This window comes from Salsuginibacillus kocurii DSM 18087, assembly GCF_000377705.1.
Taxonomy (GTDB): domain Bacteria; phylum Bacillota; class Bacilli; order Bacillales; family Marinococcaceae; genus Salsuginibacillus; species Salsuginibacillus kocurii.
Genome location: NZ_KB898626.1, coordinates 26778 through 45483 on the forward strand (window position 1 = coordinate 26778; position 18706 = coordinate 45483).

General features: G+C 42.9%; 13 protein-coding genes. 2 read left to right on the forward strand and 11 right to left on the reverse strand.

Translation table 11 applies throughout. The features are described 5' to 3' along the window. Positions 1-209 precede the first annotated feature (209 nt). Positions 210-1238 (forward strand): S-layer homology domain-containing protein, encoded by a 1029-nt coding sequence (locus tag D469_RS0108820; RefSeq protein ID WP_018923025.1) that lies wholly within the window; start codon positions 210-212, stop codon positions 1236-1238. 185 nt (positions 1239-1423) lie between these two features. On the opposite strand, the gene D469_RS0108825 is transcribed toward D469_RS0108820, so the two are convergent. The 11 genes from D469_RS0108825 to D469_RS0108880 form a co-directional block, all read right to left on the reverse strand. Then, complete coding sequence (locus tag D469_RS0108825) at positions 1424-1771, reverse strand: hypothetical protein (protein ID WP_018923026.1); 348 nt, start codon at positions 1769-1771, stop codon at positions 1424-1426. A 21-nt stretch (positions 1772-1792) separates the two neighbouring features. Then, complete coding sequence (locus tag D469_RS21100) at positions 1793-2671, reverse strand: PIN domain-containing protein (protein WP_018923027.1); 879 nt, start codon at positions 2669-2671, stop codon at positions 1793-1795. 439 nt (positions 2672-3110) lie between these two features. Then, positions 3111-4730, reverse strand: coding sequence for a stalk domain-containing protein (locus D469_RS21105; protein ID WP_018923028.1), 1620 nt, complete (start codon positions 4728-4730; stop codon positions 3111-3113). Positions 4731-5150: 420 nt separating this feature from the next. Beyond that, positions 5151-7139 (reverse strand): TRAP transporter permease, encoded by a 1989-nt coding sequence (locus tag D469_RS0108840; protein WP_018923029.1) that lies wholly within the window; start codon positions 7137-7139, stop codon positions 5151-5153. Between the two features lie 4 nt (positions 7140-7143). Continuing rightward, on the reverse strand, positions 7144-7608 hold the full coding sequence (locus tag D469_RS0108845; protein ID WP_018923030.1) for a DUF1850 domain-containing protein: 465 nt from the start codon (positions 7606-7608) through the stop codon (positions 7144-7146). A gap of 39 nt (positions 7609-7647) precedes the next feature. Further along, on the reverse strand, positions 7648-8646 hold the full coding sequence (locus D469_RS0108850; RefSeq protein ID WP_018923031.1) for a TAXI family TRAP transporter solute-binding subunit: 999 nt from the start codon (positions 8644-8646) through the stop codon (positions 7648-7650). 154 nt (positions 8647-8800) lie between these two features. Next, positions 8801-10162 (reverse strand): sigma-54-dependent transcriptional regulator, encoded by a 1362-nt coding sequence (locus tag D469_RS0108855; RefSeq protein WP_018923032.1) that lies wholly within the window; start codon positions 10160-10162, stop codon positions 8801-8803. 79 nt (positions 10163-10241) lie between these two features. Beyond that, positions 10242-12254 (reverse strand): transporter substrate-binding domain-containing protein, encoded by a 2013-nt coding sequence (locus D469_RS0108860; RefSeq protein WP_018923033.1) that lies wholly within the window; start codon positions 12252-12254, stop codon positions 10242-10244. Positions 12255-12443: 189 nt separating this feature from the next. Continuing rightward, positions 12444-13256 carry a hypothetical protein gene (locus tag D469_RS0108870; RefSeq protein WP_018923035.1) on the reverse strand — a complete coding sequence of 271 codons (813 nt, stop codon included), beginning with the start codon at positions 13254-13256 and terminating at the stop codon, positions 12444-12446. Between the two features lie 199 nt (positions 13257-13455). Then, on the reverse strand, positions 13456-14454 hold the full coding sequence (locus tag D469_RS0108875; RefSeq protein ID WP_156816953.1) for a hypothetical protein: 999 nt from the start codon (positions 14452-14454) through the stop codon (positions 13456-13458). Positions 14455-14601: 147 nt separating this feature from the next. After that, the gene (locus D469_RS0108880) at positions 14602-17415 is read right to left on the reverse strand and encodes an S-layer homology domain-containing protein (RefSeq protein WP_018923037.1); all 2814 of its coding nucleotides are present in this window, start codon (positions 17413-17415) and stop codon (positions 14602-14604) included. A 250-nt stretch (positions 17416-17665) separates the two neighbouring features. On the opposite strand from D469_RS0108880, the gene D469_RS0108885 reads away from it, so the two are divergent. Then, positions 17666-18517, forward strand: coding sequence for a hypothetical protein (locus tag D469_RS0108885; RefSeq protein WP_018923038.1), 852 nt, complete (start codon positions 17666-17668; stop codon positions 18515-18517). The last annotated feature ends 189 nt before the right edge of the window (positions 18518-18706 follow it).

Below are 18706 nucleotides of genomic sequence, written 5' to 3' on the forward strand. Positions count from 1 at the left end.
GTTCATGATTTCCCATGAGCCCTATGGCTAAAAACTCTATTAATTTAGGAATCATAGGCAAATAAGCCTCTTTTAACTTTTTGTAAAAAGTAAATAATAACTATATTTGTAGTTATTTTTACCAAAAATTTATTGAAATCTTTAACTACTATGGTAATATATTCATTATTAAACTTTTACTATATCTATCAGGGAGGGCTATATTTACTATGAAAAATTACTTATTAGGGGTTGCAGGTGTTGCTGCCATGTTGTTAGTTAGTTCACCATTACAAGCAGCTGAGGATTTTACAGATTTAACCCAAGGAGATGATTTTTATTCTGATATTCAGGTATTAGCTGAAAAAGGGATTGTGAGTGGCTTGCCTGATGGCTCGTTTGGGGCCGATCAGTCCTTATCTCGCGGGGAAGCGGCAATTATGGTTAGCCGCGCACTTGACTTAAATACAGAAGGGGCTTCTCATAACTTTGAGGATGTTCCAAGTTCCGGTGAAGTAGCAGAAGCCATTGGTGCTGCCGTTGATGCTAACATTTTAGATGGATTCCCAGATGGGTCCTTTCGGCCGGATGAAGCGATGACGAGAGAACAAATGGCCATTATCTTGTCACAATCTTATGACTTAGTTCCGGCAGCCCACTTTATGTCTCATGCCCATGATGTCGAACGCCAGCGCCATTCTTTTGAGGAAATTAGCGAACTATACCGTTCCAACGTAACTTCTGGTTATCCTGATGGCACCTTTCAACCGGAGAACGAGATTACACGCGGAGAGTTTAGCGCTTTCTTGCACCGTGCTATGAATGCAGAAATTGACCCGCCAGTTGAAGAACTAAACGACCCGATTGTATTTGTAAAACAAGCAGAGAATATTTTGTTTGAAGGAATTTTAGAAGGTTATCAAGATGGGTATGGTCACATCGGTGAAGAGGATGATGGGAAAACTGCCTTTAGTACGTTACGACCTTCTTTTTCTCCCTATTACAGCCATGATTACTTAGACAATATAGAACAAAGGTATTACAATGATGAATTTTGGTGGAATCACCTCATGTATGATTTCCCTACCCAAATGCCTTACGAGTCAATAACGGTGAGTGAAGGGGAGAATGAAGTTGAAGTTATTTTTGCGGTCGAAGCTTCTCCTGAGGGCCCAATAACCCATGGTGCATACAATGCTTATTATCACCTTGAGAAGGTCGACGGGACGTGGTTGATTGTGGATCACGTGCAAGATTAAAAGGGAGTTAATTTTCTTCCTCTGAATAATTCACTCCTGGAAGCCGCCAAAAAAGCTCCTTTAAAAAACAAAAAACCGTTGAGATGGGTAACCATCACAACGGTTTTTTGCTTACAACCAACAAGGATCTGGACTACGGGTAGAAGTCGAACGCCTTTCCTAATAAAACAAGGCTTGGGCAGTCCTTAAGGGTTACCCATATGATCCATCCCGTTCATGCCTTGGTCTTGATGAGGATCTGGGTTTACGATGCCTAAGTTGTGGTCGATGCCATAAACTTGTTCATCTATAATCATATCGTCACCTGGCTGCGGCATGCCGGCATGAGGGTCGTGATCTGCAGCGTGGAGATCGTCTAAGCTGTCATGTAACGTAGAATGAGATGTGGGCCCGCTTGAAACTCCGTACCCCCCGGCTAATGAAGTAGCTGTAACTAATGGCGCCCCCAACTCCGCTCCTGCTAATGCCTGCTGCCTTTTATTCGCAAGCAGCAAATAGGCGCACGAGCAAGCGATAAATATAATAAAACCCATAAGGTAATCCTCTCCTTTCCATTAGGAAGCGTCTGCTTCGGCTTGGACGTTTTCAGCTTCAATGACCGGAACTTGCAGTTGGCGGCATTTAATACGTACGTTTTTATCGTTCGCAAAGACGCTGATCTTCTCTCCTTCTTGTTGCATTTTCAAATAAGTAGCAACAATTTTATCGTCATTGTCATAGGCATTCAGATTTTGTTTTCTAATATAATGATCTTCTGGGGGCGAGACAATTCGGAACTCGCTTTGCGTCTGGAATGTTTCAATGCGGTCAAATGCTTGCTGAGCGCGGCGACGCCTATCTTTATTATGGCTTTTCTTTAAGCCGTCCAGTTCATTTAAAACGACCCAGCTCATGAAAATCCGCCCCTTCACTAACTCATTAACAATAACATCTTCTTCGTGCATTAAAATGTTTGTGTCCAGTCCGATTGCCTGATCGTTCTGATGAGCTGTGCGAATGTTAACAAGCAGTTGCTTTTCACGAATTTCTTTTGCCAACGCCCGCTCTTTTCGGCGCAATTTGAGAAGTCGCTTTGTTCGCTTCGTTTCTGTTTCTGTAAACCAGAGACCGTCTATAATCGCAAACCCCCATGCCGGTAAAAAAATCCACGCTGCAATGTTTGAATCACCTGTATTAAAATTCATGTTCCCATCGCCAATTACATCATAATAAAGAAGCAGCAAGGCTCCCAGCCAGGCGCCGGAAAGCACGAATGCTTTGCGAAAGTGTTTATTGTAAGCCTGCCCGGCCCCTATTAACGCAATAGACAGCAGAAAATTCAGAAAGCGAAACCTTCGAAATCGTTCCGGTATGTAAAGCAAACCAATAAGGAGTAAAAAGCTAATAAATAGCACAGTATAAAGGTGTTCAGCAAAAGGTGCAGTAATGATCATGATCTTCTCAAGCCTTTCCTTCTCCTCCTGTTGTTATGTTCCAAGGAGGCGTGTCAGTTTGTAATAAGTAATCAATTCTATCTATAAAAGATCTCTTCTTCTCCCTCCCCTCGTCTAAAGCAACACGACAGGCTGACAGGCTCTCTTCACCTGTCAGACTTCCCTTCCTTTTCGCTAGGACTTAGCCCACTTCCTATGTATCAACGTCTCCTTCGTTATTCGACAAACAATTTCTTTTTCCTGCTAAAAGAATAAAGGGAAATTTCGCCAAGAACCTTCCTTACGTCCAAAACCTTCAAATAAACCAACCTATTCTACTTTTAGTTACTCTCACTGGAGAAGAACAACACGCTCTCCGCATCAGTTTCTCCCCCTCTCCCCTTTTAAATAAGGTAAAGATGGTCAATGGTAGTCTTTTGGTTTTCTATACTACTCACTTTTAATGAATACGTAATGTTCGCCCGCGTCCCCAGTCAACTTCTGAATTAAAGGCTTCAGCGACGAAACGCGCAGGGACATAAGTTCGTCCATTCCTCACATCAGCTGCTGCATCAAGAGTTACTGCTTCGTGATTAAAGGATGCTTGGCGAGAACCGATAGGTAATTCAAGTGAAGTATGACCATCCACGGCGCTAACCACTCTATTCTCTGGGTCCCATTCTATATCCAAGCCAAGGTGGTCAAAAATAGGACGCACCGGAACAAGCATGCGATCGTTTTCCATGATAGGAGCTGCATTGCCAAAAGGGACCAGTGTTCCATCTACACTTAATTTCATTTCCTGTTCTTGGCTAAGTTCCAAGTCAAAACTTTGTTCAAGGTTTTCTAACGTTATATAGTAATTTCCTGCGTAGGTAACAAAAGGTTCTTCAGGTGAGGTTAGGTACTCCCCGTCTAACAAGGTTGACGCAGGGGATAACTGGATAGGTTGTTTAAAATCTTTATTATAAGATGTCCTTGCTTCTTTGGCCGATGTTAATAGGGAAGCCGCATCACGGTAACGCTGATCACGTTCGCCACGCAATAACGCAATGGTATATATGTTCCCTTCATGTTCAGCGAAGGCCACGAGATTATGGCGAGATGCCGAGGTGTAGCCAGTTTTCCCTCCAGCCATTCGGTCATCATAATGGCTCTTTTCAGGAATGATTTGCTGATTAGTGGCCTCCCAGAAACTATTTTTAGGCCACCCATAACGATCCGTATAAGTTGCATAATAGGCTGGTGTGCTAACCAGATCCATGAAAACCTCATACTTGCTTGCTTCGTAAGCAATAAGTGCCAAATCATAAGCTGTTGTATACTGCTGTTCGTCATGGAGCCCATGCGGATTTTTAAAATTGGTATTGAGCGCCCCTATTTCTTCTGCTTTCTTATTCATCATCTCAATAAAACCTTCTTCACTTCCTGCCACATGTACGGCGATCGCAACAGCCGCATCATTCCCGGAAGGAACCATCAAGGCATATAACAAATCTCTAAAAGACATACGATCGCCGGGATCAATATCTGCCGTAGATGTTCGCCTAGGAATTGAACTCGTCGCCTCACTTATACGCACTGTTTCATTCAACTCCACATGTTCCAACGCTACCAAAGCAGTCATCACTTTTGTGGTGCTTGCAGGATATAAAGGCTCATCTTCATTTTTTCCATAAAGTGTATTCGCCTCTCCATTCTCCATAACAGCTCCACTACCAGCTCCAATCCCTGAATTGAAACTTCCAAACTCATAAAAAGATGGTATGTATTCTTTCGGCAAAGGACTAAGCTCAAGTGAACTAGTTGCTTGGTCTGACTCTGTAACGGTCATCGTTCCATTTTCAATTTTGTAGTCCAGATTTTCTAATTGAGCTAAATCCTCAAAAGGAATATAAGAGCTCTCCCCATTAGATAACAAGGGGTGCTCAGCCAGTGATTCCTCCTCTCCATTTTGTAAAAAGACCGGCTCTTCTTTCATGACAGCAGCTTGTGCTTCCCCTTTAATCTCGAATACATCCTGACTAAAGATAAAAAGTACAGCTCCCACAACCATTACCCATGTTTTTATTCTTCCCACTATTCCTTCCACCCTTCTCTTTGAAACCAAAGAATTACATCTTAAAACCTATAAATAATCTAAAATATGTAAAACAACATATATAATACTATAAATACAAGTTAAATACAATGTATAGAAAACAAATGAACACTCGTATATAAGGTTCTGTTTTAAGCAATTCTCCCAGAGTTATTATTCACGAGCTTGCAAGACTCTAACGGCTCACATAACCCAGCCGGTAGTCTCTTCCTCCAATTAGCACTAAACATATCAGACACATCCAAAGTCCTGTACCATCCCTCTTGGCTAAAGTATTTATAAAGTGCAATGACTGAGAAATCATAAAAAATCCCCCTGGATAGAGTCCTTAACTGCTCTCTTTCCAGGGGGGATCGGTTTCTTATTTAGGTGAACATCGAAACAAGTATCGCAACCTGCTTAAATCGCTTTTATGGTGTTCAAACCGACTCGTTTTGCCAGCAGCCATTGAACGCCCAGCAAAACAGCAATAAGCACAAGCGCTGTTACATCATAGAGCAAGTTTGGTGTCATTAGCATAAGCGCCCCTCCTGCCAAGAGCAAACGCAAGAGCACAGGCATTTTTGTCATAAGGAAACCTTCTGCTGCCACTCCTAGGAGCACGACGCCTATTATAGCGGTGATGGTGACCAATACCCCTTCGCTAAATGTCGTGTTAATGAGAAGCAGTGAATCATTATACACAAACAAGTAAGGCACAATGAAACCGGCGATGGCAAGTTTCATTGATACAAAACCTGTCCGCATCTGTTGGCCACCTGAAATTCCAGCGGCAGCAAATGAAGCTAACGCCACCGGAGGGGTAATATTGGCGAAAATACCGAAATAGAAGACAAACAAGTGAGCGACTAGCGCTTCAATTCCTAATTCTACGAGGGCAGGTGCTGCCATAGTTGAGGTAATGATGTAAGTTGGAATGCTTGGCAGCCCCATACCGAGCACAATACAGGCAACCATCGTAAACATGAGCGTTAACAATAAACTTTCTCCGCCCAAGGCAACAATACCGTTGGCCAAGCTCAGGCCAAATCCAGTTAAGGTTGCAATTCCAACAATCAATCCTACTGCTGCACAGGCCACCGCTACTCCAATTGCGGTGCGAGCGCCATTTTCCAGAGCATCGAAAATGTCACGGATGGACATGCGTGTCGTTTTTCTAAGCATGGATATGGCTACTGTCACTAGAATGGTCAAGAAGGCTGAGAAGATAATGGTCCGTCCACTAAAGAACAGCATATACATTAAGAAAAGAAGCGGGATGAGCAAGTGGCCACGCTCAACCATCACTTGCTTGATCGCTGGTAAGTTATCTTTTGAAATACCTTTCAACCCTTCTTTGGAGGCACGCAAATGGATTTGGGTAATCACGCCTAGATAAAACAACAAAGCTGGCAGCAAGGCTGCAAGGGCTATCTGACTATAGGGGAGGCCCAGCATTTCAGCCATGATAAAAGCAGCAGCCCCCATAATTGGCGGCAAAATCTGACCACCCACAGATGCTGAAGCTTCCACAGCACCGGCGAAATTCTTTTTGTAACCTATTTTTTTCATTAAAGGGATGGTAAAGGAGCCAGTTGTCACCACGTTTGCGACGGCAGCCCCGTTAATGCTTCCAAGAAAGCCGCTGGCTATAACTGACACTTTCGCTGGTCCACCCCGGGTCTGACCAGCTATGGCAAGAGCTAAGTCATTAAAGAACTGACCCATGCCTGATTTTTGTAAAAAGGCACCGAATAAGATAAAGAGGAAGATGTATGTAGCAGAAACGCCGATTGCAGTGCCATACACTCCTTCAGTTGTCTGATACATAAACCCGACGATCTCATCCCATTCATACCCGCGGTGGCGGAAGATTCCGCCCAATTCTCGGCCAAACATACCATAAATTAAAAATAACGAAGCTAACAATGGCAAGCCCCAGCCGGTAACACGGCGGGCAGCTTCAAGTACGAGTACAACAAGCATTGCACCGAAAATCAGGTCAATGTTATTTGGAATACCACCGCGTTGAATGATGCCTTCGTATTCGATGAAAACATATACAGTAGTGGATAAAGCCATTACAGCAAATAAGGCATCATACCAGTGTAAAATGTTTCGTTTTGAGCGCTTAAATGGCGGATAAAGCATGAAAACAAGCACAAGAATAACAGCCACGTGCAACGAACGGTGCTGCAACGTAACCGGGGTCCCAAAGTATGAGGTGTATAAATGATAAAGGGAAAGAAAAACAGCTATTAGGGAAACACCCCAAGCTACGATTCGATTATCAAATACGCGAAACCGTGATTCATTATCATATTTTTCCAACACTTCTTGTTGCTGTTCGTCGGCATGTTGGTCTTCATGTAATGGGTTATGTTCTGATGACTGCTGTGATGAACGCATACCATCACCTCTTTTCTATCATAATTCGAAGCGGTTCATGATGTGGTAATTCTTCCGGGTCAGCTACTGTTTTTTCATTTACCGTCACACGATACTCCGCCTCATGAGAATGAATCCAGTCAACGGAGTCGTGACAGTCATTGATCCCTTGGGCAATGACTGTGCCATTCTCCCTCTCCACTTGTTCAAATTCGTGCTCAACCCCAGCACCAAATGATTCAAAGTGAGTTTCTGTCAACAAGAGTTCGCACGATCCATCCACGCTAAACACGTCTTTCCACGGCGTTTGTTCCACCGAATGAATCCAAGAAAGAGCCACTTCATCCCCGACCTCAACTGTACCTTCATGAAACACTTCACCTTTTTTTGCATGTTCGATGATAAGCGTCTTTTCTCCCGCCTCACATGCACTAAGTCCTATCGCTAAGCTTAAAATTATGATTCCTTTACTCCATATGTCTCTCATCATACTAAGGAAGAGAGACTTCCTCTCCTCCTTCCCCCTTCATTATTCGTCAAAAGCACCTACTTCTTCGTAGTACTGCTCAGCGCCTGGATGAAATGGAACCGGCATCCCTTCTTCTACCGTGTCTAGATCAATTTCTTCCGCTGAATTGTGTGAACCTTGAATGGTCTCTATGTTATCAAACATGGTTTCCGTTAAATCATAAACTTCTTCATCACTTAAATTTTCGTTTACCAGTAAGACATTCATAATAGTAGCTGTTTGTACATCTTCATCTGTTTCGTAAATATCAGCATCAATGGTTCCTTCACTGAAGAAATCATACTCCTCCTGCAAGTATTCCAATGGCTCACCTTCAATTGGCACGATGTTCACGTCATCTTGGGTGGATAAGTCAATAACCGTAGAGTTCGGCAGTCCACTAGTAACAAATGCCGCATCGATCATATCGTTTTGCATTTGATCAATGGCTTCACTATAAGAAAGGAAATCTTCCTCAATATCGCTGTAATCCATGCCATGTGCTTCGAGTACCATTTGTGCATTTAACTCGACACCAGAGTTCGGGGCACCAACCCCAACGTCCATTCCTTCTAGGTCCTCAATCGTTTCAATACCAGAATCTTCTGTTGTTACCACTTGCACATAATTCGGATAAAGCGAAGCCATGCCACGCAGTCCTTCGATCGGTTCTTCATCTTCGAAAGGACCCGTTCCTTCATACGCCTGGGCGACCGCATCAGACATCGTTATTGCAACTTCAGCACGGTCATCCTCTAGCAAGTTAATATTTTCTACCGAAGCCCCAGTTGATTGCACGGAAGAATCGGTCCCTAATTCGCTTTCATAAAGATTAGATAAAGCTCCACCGATCGGGTAATAAACACCGGAAGTTCCCCCTGTTGCTACTGTTAAGAACATATCTTCTTCGACCCCAGTATCATCATCGCCCCCATTTTCTGAGCCACCTGTGCTCTCTTCTTCACCACAAGCTGCTAACATTAGGGCAGAGGCGCCAATTACAGTTAAGAATTTCTTCATGTTATAACCTCCTGTTTTTATATCTATCAGTTAATAATGCAAAAAGTGTGCCAACATTCCAAAAGCCGATTTGACAACGTTTTATTGAAAACGCATACATTCTCATCAGCAAGAAAAACGGCAACTTTTGCCGGTAAGGAAAAAGTTGCCGCATTCAAGTGGACAGGTCGTAAAGTTTAATCTTGTCTCGTAGACTTCGTTCACTAATCCCCAACGTTTCGGCTGTCTTTTTGCGATGGCCTTTGAAGTGAGTTAATGTGAGTTTAATATGCTCTTTTTCAATTTCTTTTAATGTCTGTCCAACCTCACCGTAGCTTAGGGTCTGTTCAGGTGGAGCCGACCCTCTTGCCCCTGCCACCGTTTCTGGCAAATCATCCTTTTCAATACAGGCTCCATCCGCGATCACCATCGATGACTCAATGATATTACGCAGCTCCCGAATGTTTCCTGGAAATGAATAAGATTGCAAGCAGGCCTCAGCTTCACTTGATAACCCCTGAATGGAAGTATTCAGTTCTTCATTTAGCGCTTGAATAAAATGGTGCGCTAACAACAAAACATCATCCATGCGCTCACGAAGCGGAGGCAAATGAATTTGAATCACATTTAAGCGAAAATATAAATCTTCACGAAAGCGGCCAGCCTCCACTTCAGTTTTTAAGTCTTTGTTGGTTGCGGCAATAAGGCGAACATCTAAATTCATCGTCTGATTTGAGCCAAGACGTGTAATTTCTTTTCCTTGTAAAACGCGCAACAGCTTGACTTGAATGTTCAATGACATATCACCAATCTCATCTAAGAAAATGGTCCCGCCATTTGCTTGTTCAAACTTTCCTTCTTTCGCTTGAGTGGCGCCGGTAAAGGCACCCTTTTCATACCCAAACAGCTCACTTTCAAGCAGATGTTCTGGAATCGCTGCACAGTTCACCACTTCAAAGTGCTCGCGCTGCCTTGTCCCTGAAAAGTGCAACGACCGGGCGGCTAGTTCTTTTCCAGTTCCGCTCTCACCGGTGATTAACACATTTGTATTTACTTGCTTTACTTTATCAATTAACTTAAACACCTTATTCATCGGTTCACTTCGAGCTAGAAAACCATCCCGGTTATATTTCTTTTCTAGCTCATTCGTTAAGTAGTCCACTTGCCGGTTTAACTTAACGTACTGAAACGCTTGTTCAATCACAGATCGTAGTTCATCCATATTTAACGGTTTGGTTAAGTAAGAATAAGCTCCTTTTTGAAGAGCTTCCACAGAAGACGAAATGGTACCATAGGCGGTAATCATCACAATGACAATGTTTGAATTAAAATCCTTGATTTGCTGTAATACGTCAAGGCCATTTTCTTGGCCGATTTTTAAGTCAACGAGACAGAGGTCAATTGGATGATGTTCAAGTAGTTGAAACCCTTCCGCTGAATTGGTTGCACTCCATACGTTATAGTCGTCTTCCAATACGAATTCCAGGGAGGTACAAATTGACGGTTCATCATCGATAATTAAAACTGAACCCTTCACATTGATCACTCCTTTCTCCTGTCTTTAACGATTACTTCCGCGCTGGTGGGAGTACAGGCAGAGCGTTTCTCATTTGCCTTTATCCCACTCTCTCTGTTGTTGCATACGTTGGAAATACAAGTTGAATACACGTCCCATTGTCTGGTTCACTCTTTACATAGAAGAAACCGTTATTTTCTTCTACATGCTGCTTAGCAATGGCAAGACCAAGGCCTGTCCCTTCCGCCTTTGTCGTATAAAAAGGTTCAAAGGCCTGCCTTTGTACATGTTCACTCATGCCTGGTCCTGTATCTGTTATTTCCATACAAATGTTGTCGTCTTCCTGATAATTCCGTAAGTATATTTTTTTATCTACTGTTAAATCATGGTCTGCTAATGCATCAATGGCGTTAATGATCAAATTGATAATTGCCTGCTTCATTTGTTGTCGATCTGCCAATATGACTAAGTCTTTTTCAATTGATAATTCCATCGCAATGCCTTTATTCGCCGCTGTCCCTTCAAACAACAGATGGCAGCCCTCTAGTAAGTCTGAAGTATCCAGTCTTTCCTGTGCTACCGGGCGAGATTTGCTATAATCCATGAGTCCTTCAATTAAATCATTGAGACGTTCGATTTCCTGAGGAACAAGGGTTGAGACCTTCTCTCGAAACTTTTCACTTTGAAACTTGTAAGGGATCAGGTCAATAAACGCCTTGATCGACGTCAATGGATTACGAATTTCATGGGCAATCCCCGCAACCACACGACTTAATGCTAAATTTTTTTCGTTTTCAAACGCTTGCTGACGAACTTGTATTTCCTCGCTAATATCTTCAAACGTAAACATTACACCGACGATATCTTGCTCAAAATTGTAAAGTGGATAAATATAAGCTCTTAACCTGAGACGGATGCCATCCTCGCGCACCCAAGTACTCTCCTCGCCTAGAAACTGTTTTCCATAAATTAATACACCCGTTAATTTATCGTGTAAAAAATAATCTAGCAGAGGGTCTTTCTCGTAACTTAGCCCAACCATTTCTTCTTCACTATTTAAAATGAAGGCTGCTTTCGGGTTAAATGACGTGATAACACCTTCCTCGTTAATGGTCATCATACCGCGCGGACTGGATTGCAGAATTTGCTTTTGAAACTCATTGCTATTTTTTGTAGCTTCCACCTGTTCTTTCAATGAGCGGTTGGCTTCGTTTAATTGTTCAGTTTGTCGTTCTACTTCTCGCTGTAGTTTTCGATTCAAGCGCACGCCAATCACAATCACAACTGCTGTACCAAGAAAGGCTGCCCCAAGAATCTGCAGCGCAAGCCATAATTGGTCCCGCTGACTATCTTCTTCCGGAAACCATTCACTAAAAAGCTCTTGATAAGTGCCATCATTGTGAATGGCCTGAAGCCCATTGTTGAGACTCCGAAGCGTCTGATAATCTTCAGACGAAGTCGCAAATGAGTATTCAAGTGGGACGAGGTAATTATCTGCAACTACATAATTTTCAGCTTTGCCTCGACGTTCAAGCAGCCTTTCTGTCGTCTTTACTTCTCCTACCACTGCATCTGCTCGCCCTCGAACGGCAAGCTCCACCGCATGATCCAGGCTGCTCGTTTCATTAAAGTGTACACGGCGAATATTTTGCAGAAACTCTCGCTCCACACTCTCACGCTTTAAGGCTACAGTCTGGCCAGACACATCCGCCACACTCTCAATATCACGTTTTTCTCTGGGAACAAACAAACCGACAGAAGAAGAATAGTAGGAGTTGCTGAATTCCAACGATTCAGCGTGCTGCTCCGAATAGCTCATACTTAAAATAATATCAATCTCGTCCGCTTCTAACGAGGCAAGTGCCTCTCGTTCGACCATCGGCTCATAAGAAATGTGCATATTTTCCCGGGCGGCCACTTCCTCTAGCACCTCTACTGCAAATCCTGTCACATCCCCATCTTCATGAAAATGAAACGGAGGTAACCTAGGGTCATATGCTGCTATGAGCTCCCGGCCATTTTCCAAAGCGGGTTCACTGGTTGCTGAAATGGGGGATGATCCTATACCAATCAACACCACGAAGATTAAAGTGATCATTACATTACGTTTCATGGGAAGTGCCTCGCTTCAAATGTATCGTTTGTAAATTCTAAAAATTTCAGCTTTGTAAGTTGAACTAAATACAAGTGGATGAAGGAAAAACCGCTGCTTCGAAATAGCACCGGCTTTTCTCCTGTACTCTATTTCTCGCTTGTCTTAATAAGGTTCACAGTCAGCTCAGCACTAAATGCTGGTCCCTAATTAATGAATGGAGGTAATAGATAACTCCTCCGTAAAAAAACGATCAAACACTTTTAATGCCTGCTCTTTTGTATATAATCGACGGCGAACGAGCGGCCAAGAAGCTACTTCTTCGCGCCTGATGATCACTGGAAAGTTTTTGCGCCCAAATAAGACCGGAATCGTTTTATATTCAAGCGCAGCGAGAGCGGCTAAGCGGTGTTTACTATGGATAATCCATACGCGCTGTTCCGATCCGGCGGAGAGAATACAGCCTTTGAGAAAAGAGTTCTCAGTAGCTGGTTCATACCCCTTTTCCTGAATGGAATCAGCAGCACGGATCAGTCGTTTATATGTTCGTGCCCCAAACTCTTCTCCAACTGGGCCATAGTATAGTTGCCCGCTCCCTTTCGATGTTGTCTTCTCTTGCGAAGGTTTCTTCAATTGCTGGCTTTCCTGCTTTTTGCTCTTTTCCCATTGTTTCAGCACAGGGCGGCCATCCCAGGGCGGAGGTGGCGGGGCATTAAACGGCGAACGAGTAAGCACGTCATCTTCCTCTTCCACTACGACGCCTAGCGCTTCGCCGATGGTCTCTGGCTGATAGTAGTTATAATACATTTCAAGCGGTGAGTATTTATATTCCGAAGCTCTTCCATTTATGTAGTCCTGTACTGTTTGCACGAGCGGGTTGACCTGGTCAAACGCTCCTAGCAAATAGCAATGCATGTGTTTGATATCAACATTAGTCACGAAAGGCGAAGATCCTGCAAGATAAGCAGCCTCTACCAAGTCTGACGTCTGCGTGCGAAAATCTTGTATACGGTCATGTTTCAATGAGTATGCCCTCCATAGAATCTTGCTCTTACACCTTTTACTTCTAAATGATTCTCTTATTATATCACAGAGGAGATCTTTGTTTAATTGAAGCGTACGAACGAAGCACCACCCACAACCTCCCATAAAAAAGCCCTGCAGCATTGCAGGACTCCTGATAATTACCCTAGCCTGATAACCGCAGGGGACCAAATTGATTTTAATTAATCTCTTTGAATGTAATTGCGCTAGTTGGCTCTTTTTGAACCGGGGCAACGTATAAACTGCTTTCAGGAACGTGGTTAAGTCTCCCAATGCCGCATTCTAAAGCTCTCTCTTGCTGATCAAACGTTAAAAACAAAACATCATCTTGTTGACTAAAACGCGCCCTTTTTCTTCTTTCTCGTTTAAATATTTGATTAATGGTCACTGTTAATGTGCCTAAATTACGATACGTTTGAGAGTTATTTAATAGCTTTTTCGCTACCCCTTTCTGAATCTTTTCATCTGCCTCTTTAAAAATACTAAGCGGTAACTTAAAAAGGGCCTTCACTATTTCATCTGTACTGCGGGCTGCATTAATAGTTTTCACTTCATTTTCTAATCGGTCACAATAAGAATAAGCAGTGTCTCTCATGTCTTGTGATGATTTAAATTGCTCACGCTGCTGCATGATTAAGCCTGCTACATATAAACGCCCTTCTTTTCCTAAATTCATGTAGTTACTATCAAGATGCTTGATCAGGATTTCTGCCACTTGCTCAGGACTGTTACATTGCGGAATGCTCGTTATCAGGGCTGTTTGTTTAGCAGCAGGTTCATTATTATTTAAAGTCTCAGCTGAAAATTTCTCTTCATATTCTTTTAACTGTTTCATAGCCGTCTTTTTTAAGGGCGTGCTTTTAAATGAACGAATTTTCCTTTTTAACTGTCTCACGTGTCGTAAACTTTCTGCTTTCTCAATCTCTACAAGGTTTTGACGTAGCGTTTGGACGTTATTTAAACGTGTTTCTATTTCTTCTTTCAGGTCGGCGTTCAATCGAAAGTAAGACAACTTCTCATTAATATCGTGGAGTCCCTCTTCATTGGAGGCCTCGTTATTTTCATAAGCCGTAAGTATGTCCTTTAACGTTTTATATAATTCTCTTTCATTAAAGGCAGTTTCTGCAGTAACACAGCAATCTGTTGGTGACATTTTCATGTCTGCTTTCTCTTGCATCGCTTTACTTGCAGGCAACTGGGTAAGTGCCATTGAAGCCCCTCCCATTTGAAACTTCTATAAAACTTATACCAACTGTGATTCTAAGTTAAAAACCACCCCTGTAGAATAAATCTTCTACAGGGGCCCACTAAAACTTTAGGCGTCTTAGTCGTCATCATTGTCGTTGTCGCCATTATTCTCAAGATCATCAATCTCGTCTACAATATCACCGATAGCAGTGAACGGAATGCGTTCGCCGTCTTCATCTTCAGGGAAGGCGTTTAAGAACTCTTCCGCCAACTCCAGTTCTTCTTCTTCACTTAAGCCATCAAATACGTCTACGTTAAGGTCGTCTAGAGCATCTCTCATAGCAGAGATAGTAGTAGCTTCATTGACAGCCTCTACTCGCTCTTCGAATATATCTATCGCTTCGTTAAGAGCGTTGCGGAGATCTTCTTCTGAAGAAATATCATCTTCGTCGAATTCTTCAACCAAGATTTCCGAAACGTCCGCCCGGCCTGTGCTTCCAAGTTCAATAAATGCTTCATTATCGTCGAGGTCTAATAAAACAGTATTTATTGCGTCGGCATCATCTGTTTCAATTGCAGTTCTCGTACTCACTACAATGCGCGATTCGTCTCGAGCTTCGCGTAGTTCAGAGATTGATTCAAATTCAACATCTCCGTAAAGTTCGAAGAAAGTTTCTAAATCATCGAACTCTCCACTAAATGCATCTTCACCAAGAATTTCTTCGATATCGTCTACAAGCTCAGCTTCTTCCTGGTCAGATAAGTCATCAAAATCGTTAATCTCTGCAAATGCCTCATTTAGCTCACTAATTAAAGTAGTAGCAAACTCTTCACTTTCCGCATCGATGAATGATTGAACTTCTTCTAGTGAAGTAAAGTTTTCTTCACGTTCTTCGAAAAGCTCGTCTAAGTTATCTTCAATAAGCTCATATCCTTCAATACCAAATTCTTCGAGGTCGTTAGTTAACTCCTCAATAGAAATGTCATCATCGCCTACATACTCATTAAGTGTAGCTACTGCTTCAAGCTCTTCTAGATCTTCAAGCAACAGTGCTTGCTCATCTTCGTCTTCGATATATAGTTCAATTAGACCTTCGGCTTCGCTGATGTTTTCAGCAGTTGGCTCTGCTAGTGCTGTGTCATAAGCCTCCAGCGCAACGCCAGCCTCTACTTCTGCAATGACCTCAGCCACTGCTTCTACGCTGTCCGGCTGTGCATCTTGAATAGCGCTGAAGTACTCGGTGAGTAAGTCATCATCAAACTCTATGCCCAGCTCTTCAAGCGTTTCTTGGAATTCAGTCTGGGAAACAGTGGTGTTCAGCGTTTCTAATAACTCTGCCACTTCATCTGCATACTCTTCGTTCACACGGTCGATTGCGGCTTGGATATCATCCACACCGGTAATAAAGCTATCATCAATTTCATCTGCATATTCAGAAACAAACTCTTCATTTACATTTTCAAGGTTAAGCACTGGTTCTTGCAGCGCATCCAGCAGAGCATCGTCATCTTGGGCCGTCTCAACAGCGTCTACGGCTGCATCAAGGGCTTCGTCTGTGAAATCAAACGGAAGCTCTTCTGAGTCTTCGCCGAATGTTACCGTTACTTCCCCTTCATCACCGGAGAGGTCCGCGTGAGTGAACGTGTAAACCGTGCCGTCTTGATTCGCTTCTACGTCGAACTCAAGCTCTTCGCCGTCAAGCTCAACGTCGAAATTAGCTTCGGTCAGGCCGGTTACGCCATTTTCAAATTCCACTTCAAAGGAAGAAGTGCTGGTGAAGTCCGCATCGTCGATTTCCACATCCTCTAAGAGATCTTCGATGACACTTTCAGCCTCTTCAAGCGTTTCAAGCCCTTCGATTTCTGCCTCCGCATCTATTTCTAGTGCCGCGTCAACAGCAGCGCGTGCTTCCAATACATCCGCGCGGTCTTCAAGGGTGATATCATCAGCGAGTGCATCGATCGCTTCTTCAGCTTCTGCAATCGCTCCTTCAAGATCGTCGTCGATTTCAAATTCAGTAGACTCTGATACATCGCCTACTGTGATTGTAGCTGTATATTCACCTGCATCAAGGTCTTCAAATTCAGCAGAAACGCTGCCGCCCTGGCTGATTTCTACATCCTGCTCTACCACGTCTTCTTCATCATCGTCCGATACAACCGTTACGGTAGCTGCCTCTCCTTCGAAGTCACCTTGGACATTACCGATTACGGTAGTCACTCCGGCTTCAGTTTCAGCCGTAACGTCCATAATAACGATATCTTCTACACCATCAATCGCATCGTCAACGTTTTGCTGAATGGTTGGGTCCTCATAGATGAAAGTAGCGAAGTCAGCGCGAGTAACCGTATCATCAGGACGGAAAGTACCGTCTGGATAACCGTCAGCCAAGCCAGCGTCTTCAATCGCTGCAATATAATCTTCATATGGGTGACCGTCTAGGTCTGTAAACGTATGGTCTGCGCCGTTGTCTACTTCAAGATCAAACGCGCGCGTCATAAGTACTGCCATTTCACCGCGAGTTAGGTTGTCATCCGGACGGAAAGAACCATCTTCGTACCCTTCAATGATCCCAAGCTCAACCGCCGCCGCTACGTCATCGTGGTAAAAAGCTTCAGCATCCACGTCGTAAAAATCCACTGGATCAACTTCATCGGTATCCCAGAGAAGAGAACGAGAGAAAAGAGAAGCGGCTTCTCCACGTGTCACATCGCGATCCGGGGTGAACATATTGTTGCCGGTACCTTCGATAAAGCCGGCTTCAGCCATCCGCAGAACAGGTGTCGCGTAATAAACGTCCTCATCGACGTCATCAAACGATGCCTCAACTTCCTCGTGATCGTCTGCTTTTATTTCGCCTGCACCTACAACTGCCGCGCCCCCAGCTACCGCTGCCGCTGTCACACTAGTTGCCAAAAACTGTCGGTAAGACTTTGGTTGATATGCCACGAATTACGTCCTCCTTGAAGTAGATAGTTTTGTGCTTAAGAGCACCAGTTGGCATATACCCTGATAAATTTTGTGAAAAACTATTAAATTCTTCCTAAATGATTGTTAAATAGTGTCTTAAATAAGGTCAACCCCACTGCATTACCGCTGCACCACGCTGGGGGTCAGCCCCCGCTTTATAAGAATCGTTATTTTATGACATAGGACAAAGGTCTAATCTCATAAATTTCACAAACAAGGGAGGATGGTATTGTGCGTCATACGATTTATCCCCATTCAATCTATCAAACCCCTGTATGAGCTGAATTCTTCAATTAAAAACTTGAACAAAAGAGTTAATTACCTTCGTAATAAACAAAATACTCATGCTTTTTTAATTGTAGAAAAAAATGAGAAGGATAATACTTATATTCTAATTGATGGATATAAAGAATATGAAGCCTTTAGATATGAGGATGAGAAAAGGAAAGTACTTTGTAATATTAAAACTTATACAAATGAAGAGACGCAATTATATTCTGTCTTGCAAAAAATTTTCTCATTTGAACCTTCCAAGTGGTTAATAAAATATGACCTTATTCAACGGTTACTTAGTGTGGGGGAGAAAACAACTGTTATTGCAAATAAACTTCATGTTCAAGAACATGAAGTAAAAAAATACATTATAAAAGAAGAAGTTCCTCGTATATATATTGAAGAAGGTCTTAAAAATCATGCAGGCAACTTATTAAATGAGATCTGTGTCCCTAAGATTCCCCGAAGAGCGAGACCTTTTTTATATAACCGAGCCATCTTGCCTAAAGAAGAACCAGAAAGGCTCACCCACGGGCAATTAACAGTTGTTAAATGGATGTTTGAACACATACAACATTCAAACTTTACTTTACAAGAATTAGAGTGTTTTCTCCAGTTTGTCGTCAACTATCGTTCATCTCTGTATAGAATATGGGAAGACACTGCCGCTCAAATTCTTAATCGGCGTTCCCCTGTCGTTCTTCGAAGAAATAACCTCCGCTCTAATCTGAGAGCTCGCTATAAAGTAAGTAAAGGTTTACCCCAACCAATATTTACTCATAATCATCCATGCTTTCATATAGACTGAACATTCATACCATAAAAAAGAGCTACACAAACTTGCTAAAGACTTGTGTGTCTCTTTTTATCAGTTATTTATAGAAATTTGGGGATTATTCAATATTAGGGACCAGGCACCCAAAAAAGCCCTGCAGAGACTCACTCTCCACAAGGATTATTATGCTTTAATGCGTTACCGAATCGGGGGGCTGACCCC